The organism is Aestuariivirga sp. (assembly GCF_046093005.1).
Taxonomy (GTDB): Bacteria; Pseudomonadota; Alphaproteobacteria; order Rhizobiales; family Aestuariivirgaceae; genus Aestuariivirga.
The window spans coordinates 1-19,015 of record NZ_JBJTER010000127.1 but is presented as its reverse complement, the minus strand read 5'-3'; the positions used below and the strand labels follow the sequence as shown (position 1 = coordinate 19,015).

The following is a 19,015-nucleotide window of genomic DNA, read 5'->3' as shown; positions in this document are numbered from 1 at the left end:
GGCGACCGGAGCATACGCCTCCGGAACATGACCACGACCTTCAACGCGCGGGGTGAGACCCTCACCGGGCTCGACTGGGTGGCGCTCGATTGCGAGCCGGGCTCCTTCACGGCGCTGATCGGGCCTTCGGGATGCGGCAAGTCCACCCTGCTCCGGCTGGCGCTTGGCCTTGAAACGCCTGATTCCGGCGCGGTCGAAATCGGCGGCCTGGCGCCGAAGGCCGCCGCCTCCACCGGCACCACCGGGGTGGCCTTCCAGGACTCGGCCCTGCTGCCCTGGCGCAGCGTCGAGGCCAACATCGCGCTGCCGCTTGACGTGCTGGGAAAGCCGCGCGCCGAATATGCCAGCCGGATTTCGGAACTCATCGCGCTCGTCGGCCTCAAGGGTTTCGAGAAGGCGCTGCCTGGCGAATTGTCCGGCGGCATGCGCCAGCGGGTGTCGATCGCCAGGGCGCTGGTCACCACGCCGGGCATCCTGTTCCTCGACGAACCCTTCGGCGCGCTCGACCAGATCCTGCGCCGCCAGATGAACATCGAGTTGCAGCGCATCTGGTCGGAGTCGCGGGCCACCACGCTGCTGGTCACGCATGGCATCGATGAGGCCGTGTTCCTGGCTGACCGCATTGTCGTGATGCGGAGCAGGCCCGGCCGGATCGCGGCGGTGATCGACGTGCCTTTCGAGAGGCCGCGCGACAAGAGCCTGTTCGTGGAGCCCGCCTTCCACGCCCTCAACGACGTGGTGGGGCGCGCCCTTCATGGCGAATGAAACCGCCTCACGGCTCGGCATGATCCGCAATCTCGCGGTGCTGCTGGCGCTGTGGGAGGTGGCGGGGCGGTTCGAACTCGTCGCCAGCGGCGCCCTGCCCGCGCCCAGCGCCATCATCGCCCGCTTCTGGGCCGACAAGAGCGATTATCCGCCGCATGTGCTGGCAACCCTTGAAGCGAGCTTTCTCGGCTTCCTCATCGGCAACGCCGCCGCCATTCTCGCGGGCATCGCTTTCGTTCTCTCGCCCCTCCTGCTGCGGCTGTTCCGGGGGGTGAACATCGCCATATTCGCCCTGCCGCCGATCGCCATTTCGCCGGTGCTGGTGCTGACCTTCTCCGGCATGACGCCGCGGGTCATCCTGGCCGCACTCGGCTGCTATTTCGCCACCATGACGGCCACCGTATTGGGCCTCACCCAGTCCGACGCCAGGAGCCTCGACGTGGTGCGCGCCTATGGCGGCAGCCGCTTCGACGAAATGCGTTTCGTGCAACTGAGAAGCGCGCTGCCATCCATCCTGGGCGGCTTCCGGGTCGCCGCGCCGGCCGCCGTGCTGGGCGCTATTCTCGCCGAATTCGGCGGCGGCGGCCGCTTCGGGCTCGGCACTTATCTGCTGGGCTCGCTCGGCCGCGCCGACCCGCCGCGGCTGTGGGGCATCGGCCTCACCGCCACGCTGATCGCCGGCCTCGCCTATGCCGCCTTCGCCCTGATCGGCAACCGGGTGACCGGAACCTCGCGCGCCGTGACCGTGCCCACGGCCGCTCCGGCGCCGCCGGCGGGCGCCACCAGCCCGGTAGCCGCGCTGCTGCTGGCGGCGGCCGCCGCGGCGCTGCCGCTGGTGCTGTGGTGGCTGCTGCTGGCCGTGCTCAACGTGCCGGAGATGATCGCCAAGACGCCAGCCGGCGTCTTCAGCTATCTGTTCACGGGCGATGGCGCCGCGCAGGCCCAGGAGCGGCTGCTGGCAGCCCTCGCTGAAACCCTGCCGATCACGCTGCTGGGCCTTGCCGCGGGCCTTGCTTTCGCCTTCACGCTGGCGGTGCTCGCCGATCTGTTTCCGGCCATCACCCGGAGCTTCATGCCGGTGGCGCTGGTAACCCAGACCATGCCGCTGGTGGCGCTGACGCCCTTGCTGGTGCTGCTTCTGGGCCGCGGCACGCCGCTCATCCTGTGGGTGACGATTTCGGTGACCTTCTTTCCCGCTTTCGTCACCATCGCCCAGGGCATGGCCATGGTGCCGCGCGCCGCGCTTGAACTGCCGCGCGCCTATGGCGCGTCGAAGCGCCAGCAGCTGACGCTGGTGAGCATTCCCGCCTCGCTCCCCTATCTGTTTGCGGCGACCAGGCTTGCCGCGCCGCGCGCCCTGCTGGGCGTGATGATCGCCGAATGGCTGGCCACCGGAACCGGGCTCGGCAATCTTTTGAACCAGAGCCGCGGCTATCTCGACTATGGCATGATCTGGACGGTGGCGGCGGTCTCCGTACTGATCGCCGTCGCCTTCTACCAGGTGGTGGTCATCGCCGAGCGCTGGACGGTGGCCCGGCTCGGCATGCGCACGACGGAATAGGACTCGCGGCCCGCACTGGAAATGGCAGGCCGGATCGCGTAACCCGAAGCCGCATCGTTGAGGCGCAGGAGCAACAAATATGCCGGAACCAGGCATGGTCATTATTGGCGGCGGCATGGCGGGAGCGCGGGCCATCGTCAGCCTGCGCGCCAATGGCTGGCAAGGGGCGGTGAGCCTCATCACCGAGGAAACACTGCTCCCCTATGAGCGGCCGCCACTGTCCAAGGCGATGCTCACCGACGAACCGGAACCACAGCCCGTCTACCTGCTGGATAAGAGCATGCTGGCCTCGCTCAACGCCACCGTGATCCGCGGCGTGCGGGCCACCGGCATCGACCGCGGGGCAAAACAAGCGCTGCTCGCCGATGGCCGCGCCATCGCTTACCACAAGCTGCTGATCGCCACCGGCGCCAAGCCCCGGAAGCTTACGATCCAGGGTGGCGAACTGGCCTACACGCTGCGCGATTTCGCCGATGGCGACCATCTTCGGAAGAGCCTGCGCGCCAGCACCTCCGCGGCCATTATCGGCGGCGGTTTCATCGGCCTCGAGGTTGCGTCCAGCGCGTGCAAGCTGGGCTGCGCCGTGACATTGATCGAGGCGCAGCCGCGCATCCTGATGCGCGGCGTTCCGGAGGAGATCGCGCGGGTGGTTCATGCCCGCCACGCAGCGGCGGGCGTGAGGATGGAGGTTGGAACCGGTCTGACGGCGGTTGAAACCAATGGCGTGCTGCTTGCCGATGGCCGCAAGGTCAAGGCCGGCATTGTGATCGCCGGCATCGGTGCCACGCCCGAGACAACGCTTGCCCAGCAAGCGGGGCTTGCCATCGACAACGGCATCGCCTGCGATGCGCAGTTGCGCACCAGCGACCCGGATATTTACGCGGCGGGCGATTGCTGCTCCTTCCCGCACGGGCTGTTCGGCGGCAAGCGCATGCGGCTCGAAGCCTGGCGCAACGCCACCGACCAGGCCAATGTGGCCACCGAAAACATGCTGGGCGGCTCAAAGTCCTATGTGGCGGTGCCGTGGTTCTGGTCCGACCAGTATGAGCTTTCGCTGCAAATCGCCGGCGTTCCGGGTGACGGCGTTGCCACCGTGCGCCGCCAGCTGGCGGAGGATAGCTTCGTGATCTTTCATCTGGATGGCGCGGGCCGCCTGGTGGCAGCCTCCGGCATCGGGCCCGGCAACGCCATCTCGCGTGACGTGAAGCTTGCCGAGATGCTGATTGCGAAGCGCGCCACGCCGTTGCCGGAAGCGCTGGCGGACTCCACGGTTCAACTCAAGACGCTGCTCAAAGCGTAGAAAGACACGACAACAGACATGAATTTCGCGTCCGACAATGTCTATGGCGTTCACCCCAGGATCCTCGCGGCACTTTCCGAGGCAAATGACGGCACGGCGCCCTCCTATGGCGGCGATGACCACACGAAGCGCGCCGAGGAAAAGCTGAAACACATCTTCGGCTGCGATCTCAGGGCCTTCCTGGTGACATCGGGCACGGCGGCCAACGGCCTCGCGCTCTCCGCCATCACGCCGGGCTTCGGCGCCATCATCTGCCACGCCGAGGCGCATATCGCGGTTGATGAATGCAACAGCCCGGAACTGTTCACCGGCGGCGCCAAGCTGATCGGGCTTCACGGCCCCGCCGGCAAGATCACGCCGGCGATGATCGAAAAAACCCTGAAAGGCTTCATCCGCGGCGAGCATGATCCGAAGCCCAAGGGCGTGTCGCTCACCAACGCCACGGAACTGGGAACCGTCTATGCGCCAGCCGAAGTGGCGGCCATTTCATCGGTCATTCGCCCCAGGGGCATGAAGCTGCACATGGACGGCGCGCGCTTCGCCAATGCCGTCGCCGGACTCGGCTGCAGCCCGGCGGAGCTCACATGGAAGGCGGGCGTCGACGCGCTGTCCTTCGGGGCCACCAAGAACGGCGCCATGATGCTGGAGGCGGTGATCTTCTTCGATCTCGCGCTGGCCGAGGACTTTGCCTACCGGCGCATGCGCGGCGGCCAGCTTCTGTCCAAGGGCCGCTATCTTGGCGCGCAGATGGTGGCCTATCTCGCGGATGATCTGTGGCTGGAAAATGCGCGGCGCGCCAATGCGCTGGCCCGCAAGCTGGCGGAGGGGCTCACGGCCTTGCAGAGCGTGCGCATTCCCAACCCGGTGCAGGCCAACGAAGTGTTCGCGGTGATGCCGCGGCGCCTGTTCGGCCAGCTGCAGGCATCAGGCGCGAAATTCTATGACTGGATGCCGGACAGTCTCGGCGACGCCATCGCGGAAGATGAGATCTTCGCACGTTTCGTGCTGTCCTTCGCGACGCCCGAGGCGGATGTTGATACGTTCCTGGCGCTTGCCGCAAGAACATAAACACGAAAGGCGCTCCACAGGGAGCGCCTTCCACTCTCATTCATAAATTCAGATCAAGCCGCCTGCCTGGCTTCCAGAACCTGGGCGGGCTGCGCGGATTTCACCGTGATGGTGCGGGGCTTCAGCGCCTCCGGAACCTCGCGCTTCAGCGAGATGTGGAGAAGGCCGTTCTCGATGCTGGCGCCAAGCACCTGCATGTGGTCGGCAAGCTGGAAGCGCCGCTCAAAGGCGCGCGACGCGATGCCCTGATGCAGGTATTCGCCCTTGGTCTCGGTCTTCTCGGCTTTGCGGCCGGAGACGGTGAGGGCGTTGCCCTTCACTTCAACATTGACATCCGCGGCGGCAAAGCCGGCGACTGCCATGGTGATGCGGTACTCATCCTCGGAAACGCGCTCGATGTTGTAGGGCGGATAACCGGGCGCCTCGACCGAGGCCGCTTCATCAAGCATGCGGGCAAGACGGTCAAAACCGACGGTGGAACGATAGAGGGGGGTAAGATCGAACATGGTCACATTCTCCTTGAGCAATGTCACGTTTGGCGCCCGCCACTGTGGGCCGGGCTTTTTGGGTTGCGTGGACCCCGGATGGGCATCCACGCCGCAAGAGATAGGCGCGCGCCTTGCCGTTTCAAGGGGGCGGATGAACGCCAGATGAACGACGGGTTCGGATTGGGTTCAATAAGCGCTTGCTAGCTTGGCGCCAACGATGACCGCTTCCGGGCATCGAACTCGCAGCAAGGAATACACACATGACCCTCAAGTCTTTGATTGCCGCCGCCTCCGTCGCCCTGGGCCTGGCCATCGCCCTGCCTGCCGCGGACGCCCGCGCCGACGTCGATGTGGACATCGGCTTTGGCGTGATCACGGGAGGCTACGGATACGGCTACCATCCCGGCTGGGACTATGGCGGTTATCGCCCCTACCGGCCGCGGCCCTACCTCTATGACTACGAGGACGCCTGGGCCGATGACGCGTTCGTCAGCTGCCGCCAGGGCCGCAAGATCCTCCGCAACTACGGCTTCCGCGACATCAAGACAGAGAACTGCCGCGCGCCGCATTATGAGTATATCGGCTGGAAGAAGGGACGCGAGTTCCTGATCCGCATGAATACCCGCGGCGAAATCAACCGTGTCAGCCGCATTCACTGATGCCGGGCCCGAACCCCGGACAGGCGGGAGGGCCGCCTGTCCGGCCCGCTGCCCGCGCATGCCCCAGAAAGGCCATGAAGACCCGGAAGAATCCTCCCAATAGCCGCCGCCGGGGAGATTCCAGTCTCATGCAGCTTCGCATGTATGGCCTAGCAATTCTGGCCCTCGCGGGCGCTATCGGGCTGGGGCAGGCGGCCGCCGCGGACGAGCGCCAGCAACCCGGCGAATTCATGGTGGCCCAGGATGATTCGTCCGGTTCCACCTTGCTGCGCAAGATTCCGGGTATCCGCCTCCTGTTCGGGGAACGTCCGCCAGCCTCGGAAAATCCGGAAGCGCCGCGCAACAAGAAGAGCGCGCCGGCGTTCGATGAAAACTACTATGAGCCGCAGCCCGTCAATCCGGCGAGGACGCAGCCCGCGGCGCCCGCCAAGGCCAAGCCACCGGCAAAGCCCGCCGCCGCCGCCACACCGCCCATGTCCTGCGAACAGGCGACCTCCGTGGTCAGCGGCTTCGGTTTTTCCAGCGTCGAGGCGGCAAACTGCAGCGGAAAGCTTTACGCTTTCAACGCCAAGCGGGACGGCAAGTCGTTCGTCATCAAGCTCGATCCGGCGAGCGGCGAACTGAAGGAAGTCAAGAAACTGCCCTGATCCCGAACTGGCGCCGGTTTCCCAGGCGCCGCAGCGGGTGGCAATCGGCAAATTGCCTTCCCATATTGCACGTGCTAAGCGCCAGCCGCAATTGGCCCTCTCAGAGAAAGCTCCGGTATTTCATGAATTTGCGAAACATCGCCATCATCGCCCACGTCGACCATGGCAAGACCACACTGATTGACCGGCTGCTGTCCCAGTCCGGCTCGTTCCGCGACAACCAGAAGGTTGCCGAGCGCGCCATGGATTCCAACGATCTGGAGCGCGAGCGCGGCATCACCATTCTTGCCAAGGTGACGTCGCTCAACTGGAAGGACACCCGCATCAACATCGTCGATACGCCGGGCCACGCCGATTTCGGCGGCGAGGTGGAACGCATCCTCAACATGGTGGATGGCGCGGTGCTGCTGGTCGATGCCGCCGAAGGCCCGATGCCGCAGACCAAATTCGTGCTGCAGAAAGCCCTCAAGATCGGCTTGCGGCCGATCGTCTGCATCAACAAGATCGACCGCCCCGACGAGCGCCACAACGAGGTGGTGAACGAGGTCTTCGACCTGTTCGCCAATCTCGACGCCAATGACGCGCAGCTCGATTTTCCGATCGTCTATGGCTCAGCGAAGCAGGGCTGGATGGCGGATACGCCCACAGGCCCTTCCGACAACATGGCGCCGCTGTTCGATCTGATCGTCCGCCACTTCGCGGCGCCCTCGGTTGAGGACGGCCCGTTCCGCATGCTGGTGACGACCATCGAGGCCAATCCGTTTCTCGGCCGGGTGCTGACCGGGCGAATCCGCTCCGGCACGGTGAAGGCCAACCAGGCGGTGAAGGCGCTGGCCCGCGACGGGCGGACCATCGAACAAGGACGCATCTCCAAGGTGCTGGCCTTCCGCGGGCTGGAGCGCCAGCCGGTCGAAGAAGGCCAGGCCGGCGATATCGTGGCGATCTCGGGCCTGACCACCGCGACGGTCGCCGACACCATCTGCGACCCCGCGGTGGCAAACGCCATCCCCGCCCAGCCCATCGACCCCCCTACCCTGACCATGACCTTCCGCATCAATGACGGCCCGCTGGCCGGCAAGGAGGGCGACAAGGTGCAGTCGCGCGTCATCCGCGAGCGGCTGCTGCGCGAGGCCGAGGGCAATGTGGCGCTGCGCGTCACGCCGTCCGAAACCGAGACCGACGCGTTCGAGGTGGCGGGCCGCGGCGAATTGCAGCTCGGCATCCTGATCGAGACCATGCGCCGCGAGGGCTTCGAGCTTACCGTGGGCCGGCCGCGGGTGGTGTTCCGCACCGACGAGGCCACCGGCCAGCGCCTCGAACCCGTCGAGGAGGTGATCATCGACGTCGACGAGGCCTATACCGGCGCCGTCGTGCAGAAGATATCGGAGCGCAAGGGCGAGCTGCGCGACATGCGGCCCTCGGGCGCCGGCCGCCAGCGCCTGGTGTTCCTGGCGCCAACCCGCGGGCTCATCGGCTATCAGTCCGAGCTTCTTTCGGATACCCGCGGCACGGCGATCTTCAACCGCATCTTCCATGGCTACGCGCCGCATTTCGGCGAGATCGCCGGCCGCCATACGGGCGCGCTGATCTCCAACAGCGATGGCGAGGCGGTGGCCTATGCCATTTTCAACCTGCAGGACCGCGGGCCCATGTTCATCGAGCATGGCACCAAGGTCTACCCCGGCATGATCGTCGGCGAGCATACGCGCGGCAATGACCTTGAGCTCAATGTCATCAAGGGCAAGAAGCTCTCCAACGTGCGCGCCTCCGGCAAGGACGAGGCGCTGATCCTCACGCCGCCGATCCGCATGTCGCTGGAAAAGGCGCTGGCCTATGTCGGCGAGGATGAGCTGGTGGAGGTGACGCCCAAATCGATCCGCCTGCGCAAGGCGATCCTCGATCCGCATGAGCGCAAGCGCGTGAGCCGCGCCAAGGAGGCCGAAAGCGCCGCGTGAGCCGTCAATCGGCGGGTGCGGGCACCTCGCGCATGCGGCCGGCGGACGCCTCGCTGGCGAACACCACCAGGCCGCTCACCACCACGATGGCGGCGCCGGCCAGCGTCCAGATGTCCGGCACGTCGCCGAAAAAGATGAATCCGGCGGCGATCATCCAGACGATCTGGGTGTAGAGAAACGGCGCCAGCGCGCTGGCCGGCGCCAGACGATGCGCCTGGATCAGCATCAGATGGCCGACCGCGCCGGTCACGCCCATGAAGATCAGGAGCAGCCACTGGATGCCAACCGGCGTCTGCCAGAATACCGGCAGCGGCGCGGCCGCCGCCAGCGCGCCGACGAAGCTCACATAGAACAGCGAGGTCTCGGTGCGGTCGCGGCCGCCCACCTTGCGGGTGACGATGTTGTAGACGGCGCCGCAGAACGACGAGGCGATCGACATCAGCATGGCCCAGTGGAAACTGTCAGTGCCCGGGCGCATGATGACGAGGACGCCGAGAAAACCGGCCGCCACCGCCGCCCAGCGCCGCCAGCCCACATGCTCGCCGAGAAGCGGCACTGACAAGACGCACACCCACAGCGGAATGGTGAAGAAGATGGCCGAGGTCTGGGCGAGTTGCAGGTGCATCATCGCCATGAAATTGAGAATGGTGGAGACCATCAGCAGCACGCCGCGGAAGGCTTGCAGAAACGGATGATGGGTGATGAGCAATGATGCGCCGCCGGCCCGCAGCATCACGGCCAGCGAAATGAGGAAGGCCACCGCATAGCGGCCGAATACCGCCACCGCCGGCGGCAGGTCCTGTGTGACGAATTTCGCGGCGGTGTCGAGGCTGGTAAAGACGGCCATCGAGGCCGTCATCAGCAAGATGCCGGTGACGCGCGGGTTCATGGCGGGCAGTTAACCCGGCGCGGCGGCGCTTGGAACCGGCAAGCCGGAGCCTCTCCCCTGCGGAATTCGCATGGCGGCCGTTCAGGCCAGCACGATCCCACGTTCAGCAAAGCTCCGGCGCGCCGCATCCGCCGAGCCGGCAAGATCGATGGCCCGGCAGGCGGCGGCGATGACCTCGGTCTCGAAACCGAGCTGATTTGCGTCCTCCGCCGAGAAGCGCACGCAGTAATCGAAGGCCAGCCCGGCGCAGACCACCTTGCGGATACCGCGCTCGCGCAGATAGCCGCCGAGCCCGGTGGGCGTCGTACGGTCGTTCTCGAAAAACGCCGAGTAGCTGTCGATGCCGTGGCGGAAGCCCTTGCGGATGATGAGCTGGGCCTGTGGAATGTCGAGATCGCGGTGGAAGGCCGCGCCGTGGGTGTCCTGGATGCAGTGGTCGGGCCACAGCGTCTGCGGGCCGTAATGCATGTCGACGGTGTCGAACGGCGCTTTCCGGTGATGGCGCGAGGCGAAGGAGGAATGTTCCACCGGGTGCCAGTCCTGGGTGAGCACCACATGGTGGAACTCCCTGGCAAGCCGGTTGATGACCGGCACGACCTCGTCGCCGCCCGGCACCGCCAGATTGCCGCCGGGGCAGAAGTCGTTCTGCACATCGATGACGAGAAGCACGTCGTGATCGCTTCGCATGGGTTTTACCTCACAGCCGCATCGCGGCAATGGCGGCGGCGCAGCCGCGCAATGCCGGGAACTCAGCGATCATGGCATAAACGGGGATCGGCCGCATCACATGGCCGTTCTTGCCGCGCTGCTCGAACACCTCCCGGAAGCGCCCGTCCCGCAGCTTGCCGACAATCGAGGGCACGATGCCGCCGGCCAGATAGACGCCGCCCTTGGCCTGCAGCGCCATGGCGGCATCGCTGGCAACACGCGCGAGCCAGATGATGAACTGATCGAGCGTGCGCACGGCCGCCTCATCGGTGCCCGCGAGTGCGGCCTGAAGCACGTCTTCGGGGGTGTTCAGCGAAGGCTTCGCCGCCGCGACCTGGTACATGTGCAGCAGGCCGCCGCCGGTGATGGCGTCCTCCGCCTCGAAGGGAACGCCGGGCTTGCTCATCTTCTCGCGCCAGTCGAATTCGGCGCGCGTCAGCACCGGCAGGCTGACATGCCCGCCCTCGCAGGCCAGCGCCAGCCAGCCGCCCCCGGGCAAGGGCGCCAGCGCCGACATGCCAAGCCCGGTTCCCGGCCCCAGCACGATCTTGAGGGCGGGCTTTTCGGGTTGCGTGCCGCCGATCCGCACCACGTCGTTTTCGCCCAGATGCGGCAGCGACAGCGCCAGCGCCTCAAAATCATTGAGAAGGCGGAATTCGCCAGCCCCCGCGGCGGCCTTCAGCGATTGCCGGGTGAAGCTCCAGTTGCGGTTGGTGAGCGCCACCGTCTCGCCCTCGACCGGCCCCGCCACGGCGATGGCCGCGGCGGCCAGCCGGGTCAGGCCCCTGGGCCTGAGATAGGCGGCAATCGCCTCCTCCAGCGAGCCGAACTGGTCATTTTTCTGGACGGCGATGTCGGTAACGCGGGAACTGCCGGGCTCCGCAAGCCCGAAACGGGAATTGGTCCCGCCAATGTCGCCAACCAGTGCCAGCCCGCTCATCTCATGCCACCTCGGCGCCTCCAGTGCCACGGCGGCCAGTTTTGGGCAACAGCGAAAGCTTTACCCTGCCGCCAAAGCCGTTTAGGAAGCCCGGCAACACCCCGAAAGGCACTTATCAACCGTGACCAATCCGCTTGCCGAGGAAGTGGCGCGCCGGCGCACCTTTGCCATTATTTCCCACCCGGACGCCGGCAAGACCACCCTGACCGAAAAGCTCCTGCTGTTTGGCGGCGCCATCCAGCTCGCCGGCCAGGTGCGCGCCAAGGGCGACCGCCGCCGCACCAGGTCCGACTGGATGGCCATCGAGCGCGCCCGCGGCATCTCGGTCGTCACCTCGGTCATGACCTTCGAGTACCAGGGCACGGTGTTCAACCTGCTCGACACGCCCGGCCACGAGGACTTCTCCGAGGACACCTACCGCACGCTGACGGCGGTCGATGCCGCCGTGATGGTGATCGACGCCGCCAAGGGCATCGAGGCGCGCACCCGCAAGCTGTTCGAAATCTGCCGGCTGCGCGACATTCCGATCATCACCTTCGTCAACAAGATGGACCGCGAATCGCGCGACCCCCTTGATCTGCTCGACGAGATCGAAAAGGGCCTCGCCCTCACCGTGGCGCCGATGGTCTGGCCGATCGGCCAGGGCAAGGATTTCGCCGGCACCTATGACCTCACCAGCCCGCGCGTGCGCCGCCTCGAGCAGGACCCGGAGGGCATTGCCGTTTCCGGGCCCGACGACCCGCTGATCGCCACGCTGCTGTCCGGCCCGGCGCTCGCCAAATGGCGCGACGAGATCGAACTGGTGCGGGACCTCTGCCACGGGTTTGACCGCAAGGCCTTCCTCGAAGGCCACCTGTCGCCGGTCTATTTCGGCTCGGCGCTCAAGAACTTCGGGGTGCGGGACCTGCTCGAAGCGCTGATCGCCTATGCGCCGCCGCCGCGCGACCAGGCCTCGTCCTCCCGGCTCGTCCACGCCACCGAGCCCAAGATGACCGGCATTGTGTTCAAGATCCAGGCCAACATGGACCCCAACCACCGCGACCGCATCGCCTTCATGCGGCTCGCTTCCGGCAAGCTCACGCGCGGCATGAAGGTGAAGCTGGTGCGCACCGGCAAGACGGTGGCCCTCAACGCGCCGCAATTCTTCTTCGCGCAGGACCGCTCGATCGCCGACGAGGCCTATGCGGGCGACGTGGTGGGCATTCCCAACCACGGCCTGCTGCGCATCGGCGATACGCTGACCGAGGGCGAGGACATCGTATTCACCGGCGTTCCCAGCTTCGCGCCGGAAATTCTCAGGCGGGTGAAGCTCGGCGATCCGATGAAGGCCAAGAAGCTGCGCGAGGCGCTTCAGCAGCTGGCGGAGGAAGGTGTCGTTCAGCTCTTCCTGCCGGTGGACGGTTCGCCCGCCATCGTGGGCGTCGTCGGCGCGCTGCAGCTCGACGTGCTGGCCGACCGCCTCGCCAATGAGTATGGCGTGCCCGTCTCGTTCGAACCGGCCCGCTATGAGGTGATGCGCTGGATTTCCTGCGACGACCGCAAGAAGCTCGATGACTTCATCGCCGCCAACCGGTTCTCCATCGCCCATGATCTTGACGGCGACCCGGTGTTCATGGCGCAGTCGCCGTTCAGCCTGAACTACACGCTTGAGCGCGCGCCAGATATCAGGACCGCCGAGATCAAGGAAATGCACAAGGCCCAATGACCCCGCTCTCATCCGCATTGCCCGCCGATTTTGGCTGGCCGCATGCCGTGGCGGTGGCGCTGATCTTCGGCCTGTGGGGCTTCTACACGCCGATCCTCAAGCTTCTCGGGCGCGGCTCGCTCAACTCCCAGCTCCATGTGGTGCGCCTGCGCTGGCTTGAAATGCACCAGGGGATCGACCGCGAGCACCGGGTGTTCGATGCCATCTTGCTGGGCCACATTTCCAACTCGATCTCGTTCTTCGGGTCAGGCACGCTGCTGGTGCTGGCGGGCCTGGTCGGCGCGCTGGCCAATGTCAGCAACGTCTATCTGCTGAGCCGTGGTCTCAAATTCGTCGACCAGACGATGTCGCTCGAACTGTTCACCCTTTATTTCTCTCTGCTGACGCTGATCCTCGCCATGTCCTTCTTCGCCTTCACCTATGCGCTGCGCAAGATGGCCTATACCTTCGCCATGATGGGCGGGCTCCAGGCGGCCCCCGCCGAGTCGAAGATGGCGCGCATCATGGGAGAGCAGTCGGCGATCGTGCTGACCGAGGCAGTGCGCTCCATCAACAGTGGAATCCGCGGCTATTATTATGCGGTGGCGGCGCTGTTCCTCTTCGCCGGACCCTATTATTGCATCGTGGCGACGCTGGCCATCACCGGGCTTCTTTATTACCGGCAGCTGTTCTCGCCAACCGCCGTGGCGATCGCCAGATATGTCGACGCGCTGAAGACGTCGCGGCCCGAATAGACGTTACCCGGCTTGCGCTTCAGGCTGATCTATGCCCGGTAGAGCGGCAGCACCAGCCTTGCCGCAAGGCCCGGATGATTATCGGCCAGAACGAGGCTTCCCTTGTGCAGCTTCATGACGCCCGAAACCAGGCTCAGGCCCAGGCCGTTGCCGGGCTTCGACCGGCTCGAATCGAGCCTGACGAAGCGCTCGGTGACCCGCCCGCGGTCCTCCGCCGGAATTCCGATGCCGTGATCGGCCACGGTGATGACCACCTTGTCGTCCTCGATCTTGCCGGACACCTCGATCTCGGGCGTCTCGCCGTCCCTGGCGCCATATTTCAGGGCATTGTCGACGAGATTGGTCAGTGCCTGGGCGAGCAGCTGCCGGTCGCCGATCACCATGAGGCCCGGCGCGGCATCGCTTGAAAGCCGGCCGCCGGCCTCCTCCGCCATCGGTTCATAGAGTTCCACCACATCGGCGATGAGGGCGCTGACGTCGATCGGCACCAGGCCCTGGCGCGCCTGCCCGGCCTCGGCGCGGGCAATCGAAAGCAGGGCGTTGAAGGTGTCGAGGAGACGGTCCGACTCATCCACGGTGCGTTCGAGGGCCTCGCGGTAGTCATCCGGCGAATTGGAGCGCAGCGCCGCCTCGACCTGGGCCTTGATGCGGGTGAGCGGCGTCTTGAGGTCATGCGCCACGTTGCTCGAGACCTCCTTCATGCCGGCCATCAGGCTTTCGATCTGCTCCAGCATCTCGTTCAGGGCCAGCGCCAGACGGTCAAGCTCGTCGTTGGAGCCGGCAACCGGCATGCGGCCCGCCATGTTGCCCGCCATGATGGTGCGGCTCGCCGCGGTGATGGCGTCGACGCGCTTCAGGAAATTGCGGCTCATCAGCAGGCCGCCGCCGAGACCCAGCACGGCGGCGATGGCCAGCGCGTAATAGATCGTCTGGCGGATGATGGTGGCGAACTGGCGGAGCGCCTCGACATCACGCCCGACGAGCAGCTGAAAGCCGCCGGCGAGATCGGTGTGGAAGGCGCGCGCCACGTGGTTTTCGCGCACCGCGTTCTTCTCCACGGCGAGCGGGAACTCGATCCAGGTCGCCTCATCCTGCGGCATGGGCGGAAGGCTGTTCAGATTTCCGGCAATCCGCTGGCCGCCGGGCGCGGTGAGCAGATAGACCGCGCCGCCCTGATCACTGCTGCGCCGCTGAATGGTGTCGATGATGCCGCTCAGCCCGCGCAGCCGGTACTGATCGGCGAGCGCCTGGACCTCGGCGCGGATCGTCTCGTCGGTCTGCCGCTCCAGAAGCACCGCGGTGTTCCAGTAGACATAGCCCAGAAGCGCGCTCACCGAGAGCGCGAACAGCACAAGGTAAAGCGCCGCCAGGCGGAAGGTGGAACTGCTGAGGAGCTTGACCCTGGCGTTCACGTGTCGCGGATCATGTATCCCGCCCCGCGCACCGTCTGCAGGATGGGCTCGTCATAGCCCTTGTCAATCTTGGAGCGCAGCCGCGAGATGTGAACGTCGATGACATTGGTTTGCGGGTCGAAGTGATAGTCCCACACGTTTTCCAGCAGCATGGTGCGGGTGACGATATGGCCAGCGTTGCGCACCAGATATTCGAGCAGCTTGAACTCGCGCGGCTGCAGCAGCACCGGCTTGCCGCCGCGGGTGACGCTGCGGGTGAGCAGGTCGATCTCCAGGTCGGCGGCGCGCAGCTTGGTGGCGAGCGGCGCTTCCTTGGCGCGCAGGCCCAGGTTCTCGATGCGGGCCAGGAGCTCGGCGAAGGAATAGGGCTTGCCGAGATAATCGTCGCCGCCGGCGCGCAGGCCCTTGACCCGTTCATCGACGTCGGCCAGCGCCGAAAGGATCAGGACCGGCGTCTGGATGTTGTTCTCGCGCAGCTTCCTGATGATGGTGAGGCCGTCGATCTTCGGCAGCATGCGATCGACGATGAGGACGTCATGCACGCCTTCGAGCGCCAGGCCCAGGCCTTCCTCGCCGTCCGCGGCATGGTCGGCGACATGGCCCGATTCGGCCAGCCCCTTGACCAGCCAGCCAGCGGCTTCGCGGTCGTCTTCGATCACAAGAATGCGCATGGGCTGGCGGCTCGTCTTGGCGGTCGGGGCTGGGTTTTCCAGCTCTCTAACTTGCATGTTCCTTCTCCGTTGGAAAGAGGGAACGCGGAGGCGTCATGGCCGGTTGCCGGTTGCATGAGCCTCCGCGTTTTGAGGCGCGCGAGACGGGGAGCGGGGGGATGGGGCGTTGTCTCGCGCACCCTTTCGTTAGGTCAGCCCTTGGCAGTCGGCAGGGCGACGAAGCGCTGGCCTTCCTGGGTCTTGACCAGCATGAGCACGCGCTTCTTGTCGGTGGACTTGAGCGCATCGCGGACATCGGACGGGCTCTGCACTTCCGTGCCCGCCACCTCGAGGATGATGTCACCCGCCTTGAGGCCGCGCTCGGCGGCCGGGCTGTCGGGGGCCACCTCGGTGACCATCACGCCAGCGCCATCCTCGGCGGGAACCACCTTGAGGCCGAGGCCGGAGAGCGAGACGCCCTTGCCGGACTCCTCGGCATCACCCTTGGCGCCCATCTTGGTCTCGGCCGGCATGGTGCCGATCTCGACCTCGATTTCCTTGGTCTTGCCGTCGCGCACCAGGGTCACCGGCACGTTGTCGCCAGGCTTCACCTGTGCCACCTTGCGGGCGAGATCGCGGGAGTCCTTGATCTCCTTGTCATTGAACTTCAGGATGGTGTCGCCCTGCTCGATGCCGGCCGACAGGGCGGGAGAACCCTCCGTCACATCGGCGACGATGGCGCCCTTGGCGTCCTCGAGGCCGAGGCTTTCGGCGATGTCCTCGGTCACCGGCTGGATCTGCACGCCAAGCCAGCCGCGGGTCACCTTGCCGTTCTCCTTGAGGCTGGCGATGACGTTCTCGGCGGTGGACGCCGGGATGGCGAAGCCGATGCCAACCGAGCCGCCCGACGGCGAGAAGATCGCGGTGTTGATGCCCACCACCTCGCCTTCCAGGTTGAAGGCCGGACCGCCCGAGTTGCCGCGGTTGATGGCCGCGTCGATCTGCAGGAAGTCGTCATAGGGGCCGGAGCCGATGTCGCGGCCGCGGGCCGAAATGATGCCGGTGGTCACCGAGCCGCCAAGCCCGAAGGGATTGCCGACCGCCATCACCCAGTCGCCCACCCGGGGCTCGTCCTTGGTGAAGGACACATAGTCGAAAGCCTTGTCGGACTTGATCTTGATCAGCGCCAGGTCGGTCTTGGGATCGGTGCCGATCACTTCCGCTTTGTATTCGGTGCCGTCCTTCATGGTGACGGACACTTCGTCGGCGCTCTGCACCACATGGTTGTTGGTCACCACATAGCCGTCCGCCGAAATGATGAAGCCGGAGCCGACACCCATGCCGCCGCGCGGGGCTTCGTTCTCGCCGCGCTGACCGGGCATGCCGTTCCGGAACTGCGGAAACTTCTTAAGGAACTCATCCAGCTGACCCTCAGGCATGCCCTTCATGCCGGGAGCCGCATCCTCGCCTTCGGCGGCAGCGTTGGCGAACTTGACTTCGACGCTGACGACGGCCGGCATCACCCGGTCGACCAAGTCAGCAAAGCCCGCCGACGGGTCGATCGCCGCGGCCTTGAGCTGGTTCTGGGCGATGGCGGGGGCGGAGGGAAGAACCGAAATGGCGGTCACCGTCGCCGTGGCGGCCAGCAGGCCGGCGGCGAAGGCGCTGAGCACCTTGCGGTTGGAAGGAGTCTTGGTTGCGGACATTCTCTTATCTCCATCAGAATGATTTGGCCGATGGAGTGAAAGCTAGGTCTGGCAGCCTTACAGAGACCTGTCCGGACGGTGAAACTTCCGTAAGTCTTGCGGCAAACCGCGGGCTATTCCAAGGCCCTCTCAAGGGCCTGGCGTTCGGCTGCGGACAAGGGGGCCTCGGGCGCCACGTGCGGGCGCCGGCGGCGCAGCAGCAGCGCCGCGCCGGCAATCAGCAGCACCGTGAAAGGCGTGGCCCACAGCAGAATCGTTCCAGCCGAAAGCCGCGGCCGCAACAGAACAAATTCGCCATAGCGGGCGACCACGAAATCCATGATCTCCGAATCGGTTTTTCCCGCCGTGAGCTGCTCGCGCACCAGGTGGCGCAGGTCCTTGGCGAGCGGCGCGTCCGAATCGTCGATCGACTGGTTCTGGCAGACGAGGCAACGCAATTCCGCCGAGATCGCCCGGGCCCTGGCTTCCAGCGCGGGGTCGCTCAGCCGTTCATCCGGGGTGAGCGCCAGGGCGGGCGTCGCCAGGACGGCGCAAATCAGGATGGCCAGAGGTCTTCTCATTCGGCCGCCACGGGCTGGGCCTGCATGGCCGGCTTTGGCGCGCCCACCCGGTAGCGCCGGTCGGAGAGCGACAGCAGCCCGCCCAAGAACATCAGCGCGGCGCCGGCCCAGATGAAGTTGACAAGGGGATTGTAATAGAAGCGCATCGCCCGGGCGCCATCGGTGGTGGTATCGCCCATCACCACATAGACATCGCCGAGAAAAGTCTGGTGCAGGCCCACTTCGGTGGTGGGCATGCTGGCGGGCTTGAACTCGCGCTTCTCGGAGCGCAGCGTCGTTACCTCGCGGTCACCCTGCTTCACCAGGAAGGTGCCCACCCGGCCGGTGAAGTTGGGGCCGGTGAGCGGCGCTTCGCCGGTGAAGGTCACGTCATAGCGGCCGACCTCCGCCGATTCGCCGGGCTTCAGCGCCACGATCACCTCCACCCGCCACAGCGAGATGGCGATCACACCGGCCACCATCACGCCGACGCCGGCATGGGCCAGCGCCCCGCCCAGCGCGGCGCGCGGCAGGCCGATGAGCCGCCGCAGGCTGTCGCCCAACGGAACCTTGAACAGCGAAATGCGGGCGGCAATGTCGGTCAGCGCCCCGAACACCAGCCAGGCGGCCACCGCCATGCCGACCGGGGCGAGCCACGGCCCGCGCACATTGATGGCGAACACCGCGAAGCCCACGGCGAACGCCGCCCCGAGGGCCAGCCAGAGCCGCCGCAGCGCCAGCCCGCTATCGCCCCGCTTCCAGGCGAGGAACGGCCCGATCGGCACGAGGAGCAGCAGCGGCAGGATGATCGGGCCGAAGGTCAGGTTGAAATAGGGCGGGCCCACCGAGATCTTGTCGCCGGTGAGGGTTTCGAGCGCCAGCGGATAAAGCGTGCCGACGAACACCGCGAGGCAGGAAACGCACAGCAGCAGGTTGTTGGCGACCAGGCTGCCTTCGCGGCTTACCGGCGAGAACAACCCGCCCGCCTTCAGCGCTGGCGCCCGCCAGGCATAAAGCGTCAGCGCGCCGCCGACGAACACGCAGAGGATCAGCAGGATGAACAGGCCGCGGTCGGGGTCGACCGCAAAGGCATGGACCGAAGTCAGGACGCCCGAGCGCACCAGAAAGGCGCCGAGCAGCGACAGCGAGAAGGCAAGGATCGCCAGCAGCACCGTCCAGATCTTGAGGGCGTTGCGCTTCTCGACGACGATCGCCGAGTGAATGAGCGCGGTGGCCACCAGCCACGGCATCAGGCTGGCGTTCTCGACCGGATCCCAGAACCACCAGCC

Annotated in this window: 18 protein-coding genes; 9 read left to right on the top strand and 9 right to left on the bottom strand. The window is 66.1% G+C overall.

Features of this window, described 5'->3' with window-relative positions; all coding sequences use genetic code 11:
* Nucleotides 1-12: 12 nt before the first annotated feature.
* From ACKOED_RS11300 to ACKOED_RS11285, 4 genes are all read left to right on the top strand, one after another.
* On the top strand, nt 13-765 hold the full coding sequence (locus ACKOED_RS11300) for an ABC transporter ATP-binding protein (RefSeq protein ID WP_408916698.1): 753 nt from the start codon (nt 13-15) through the stop codon (nt 763-765).
* Nucleotides 755-2,326: an ABC transporter permease gene (locus tag ACKOED_RS11295; protein WP_408916696.1), complete on the top strand. Its 1,572-nt coding sequence runs from the start codon at nt 755-757 to the stop codon at nt 2,324-2,326. Before ACKOED_RS11300 ends, ACKOED_RS11295 begins: the two co-directional genes overlap by 11 nt.
* Before the next feature lie 79 nt (nt 2,327-2,405).
* Entirely contained in the window at nt 2,406-3,626 is a 1,221-nt protein-coding gene (locus tag ACKOED_RS11290) for an NAD(P)/FAD-dependent oxidoreductase (protein WP_408916695.1), read from the top strand.
* An 18-nt stretch (nt 3,627-3,644) separates the two neighbouring features.
* Complete coding sequence (locus ACKOED_RS11285; protein WP_408916694.1) at nt 3,645-4,694, top strand: threonine aldolase family protein; 1,050 nt, start codon at nt 3,645-3,647, stop codon at nt 4,692-4,694.
* A gap of 53 nt (nt 4,695-4,747) precedes the next feature.
* On the opposite strand, the gene ACKOED_RS11280 is transcribed toward ACKOED_RS11285, so the two are convergent.
* Complete coding sequence (locus ACKOED_RS11280) at nt 4,748-5,206, bottom strand: Hsp20 family protein (protein ID WP_408916697.1); 459 nt, start codon at nt 5,204-5,206, stop codon at nt 4,748-4,750.
* Between the two features lie 236 nt (nt 5,207-5,442).
* On the opposite strand from ACKOED_RS11280, the gene ACKOED_RS11275 reads away from it, so the two are divergent.
* From ACKOED_RS11275 to typA, 3 genes are all read left to right on the top strand, one after another.
* Complete coding sequence (locus tag ACKOED_RS11275; RefSeq protein ID WP_408916693.1) at nt 5,443-5,841, top strand: hypothetical protein; 399 nt, start codon at nt 5,443-5,445, stop codon at nt 5,839-5,841.
* A gap of 128 nt (nt 5,842-5,969) precedes the next feature.
* On the top strand, nt 5,970-6,488 hold the full coding sequence (locus ACKOED_RS11270; RefSeq protein ID WP_408916692.1) for a hypothetical protein: 519 nt from the start codon (nt 5,970-5,972) through the stop codon (nt 6,486-6,488).
* A gap of 122 nt (nt 6,489-6,610) precedes the next feature.
* Nucleotides 6,611-8,443: a translational GTPase TypA gene (typA, locus tag ACKOED_RS11265; protein ID WP_408916691.1), complete on the top strand. Its 1,833-nt coding sequence runs from the start codon at nt 6,611-6,613 to the stop codon at nt 8,441-8,443.
* A 4-nt stretch (nt 8,444-8,447) separates the two neighbouring features.
* On the opposite strand, the gene ACKOED_RS11260 is transcribed toward typA, so the two are convergent.
* The 3 genes from ACKOED_RS11260 to ACKOED_RS11250 form a co-directional block, all read right to left on the bottom strand.
* Entirely contained in the window at nt 8,448-9,332 is an 885-nt protein-coding gene (locus ACKOED_RS11260) for a DMT family transporter (RefSeq protein ID WP_408916690.1), read from the bottom strand.
* An 81-nt stretch (nt 9,333-9,413) separates the two neighbouring features.
* Nucleotides 9,414-10,019, bottom strand: a complete 606-nt coding sequence (pncA, locus tag ACKOED_RS11255) for a bifunctional nicotinamidase/pyrazinamidase (RefSeq protein ID WP_408916689.1) — start codon at nt 10,017-10,019, stop codon at nt 9,414-9,416.
* A gap of 10 nt (nt 10,020-10,029) precedes the next feature.
* Complete coding sequence (locus tag ACKOED_RS11250) at nt 10,030-10,980, bottom strand: glucokinase (RefSeq protein ID WP_408916688.1); 951 nt, start codon at nt 10,978-10,980, stop codon at nt 10,030-10,032.
* Nucleotides 10,981-11,101: 121 nt separating this feature from the next.
* On the opposite strand from ACKOED_RS11250, the gene ACKOED_RS11245 reads away from it, so the two are divergent.
* Both ACKOED_RS11245 and ACKOED_RS11240 read left to right on the top strand, forming a co-directional pair.
* Nucleotides 11,102-12,685 carry a peptide chain release factor 3 gene (locus ACKOED_RS11245; protein ID WP_408916687.1) on the top strand — a complete coding sequence of 528 codons (1,584 nt, stop codon included), beginning with the start codon at nt 11,102-11,104 and terminating at the stop codon, nt 12,683-12,685.
* Nucleotides 12,682-13,419 carry a DUF599 domain-containing protein gene (locus ACKOED_RS11240; protein WP_408916686.1) on the top strand — a complete coding sequence of 246 codons (738 nt, stop codon included), beginning with the start codon at nt 12,682-12,684 and terminating at the stop codon, nt 13,417-13,419. Before ACKOED_RS11245 ends, ACKOED_RS11240 begins: the two co-directional genes overlap by 4 nt.
* A 29-nt stretch (nt 13,420-13,448) precedes the next feature.
* On the opposite strand, the gene ACKOED_RS11235 is transcribed toward ACKOED_RS11240, so the two are convergent.
* From ACKOED_RS11235 to ACKOED_RS11215, 5 genes are all read right to left on the bottom strand, one after another.
* Nucleotides 13,449-14,831 (bottom strand): ATP-binding protein, encoded by a 1,383-nt coding sequence (locus ACKOED_RS11235; RefSeq protein ID WP_408916685.1) that lies wholly within the window; start codon nt 14,829-14,831, stop codon nt 13,449-13,451.
* On the bottom strand, nt 14,828-15,559 hold the full coding sequence (locus ACKOED_RS11230; protein ID WP_408916684.1) for a winged helix-turn-helix domain-containing protein: 732 nt from the start codon (nt 15,557-15,559) through the stop codon (nt 14,828-14,830). Before ACKOED_RS11230 ends, ACKOED_RS11235 begins: the two co-directional genes overlap by 4 nt.
* Before the next feature lie 134 nt (nt 15,560-15,693).
* Nucleotides 15,694-17,187: a Do family serine endopeptidase gene (locus ACKOED_RS11225; protein WP_408916683.1), complete on the bottom strand. Its 1,494-nt coding sequence runs from the start codon at nt 17,185-17,187 to the stop codon at nt 15,694-15,696.
* 113 nt (nt 17,188-17,300) lie between these two features.
* On the bottom strand, nt 17,301-17,747 hold the full coding sequence (locus ACKOED_RS11220; RefSeq protein WP_408916682.1) for a cytochrome c-type biogenesis protein: 447 nt from the start codon (nt 17,745-17,747) through the stop codon (nt 17,301-17,303).
* Nucleotides 17,744-19,015, bottom strand: a 1,272-nt coding sequence (locus tag ACKOED_RS11215) for a heme lyase CcmF/NrfE family subunit (RefSeq protein WP_408916681.1), incomplete at its 5' end; no start/stop codon positions are given. The genes ACKOED_RS11215 and ACKOED_RS11220, both read right to left, overlap by 4 nt.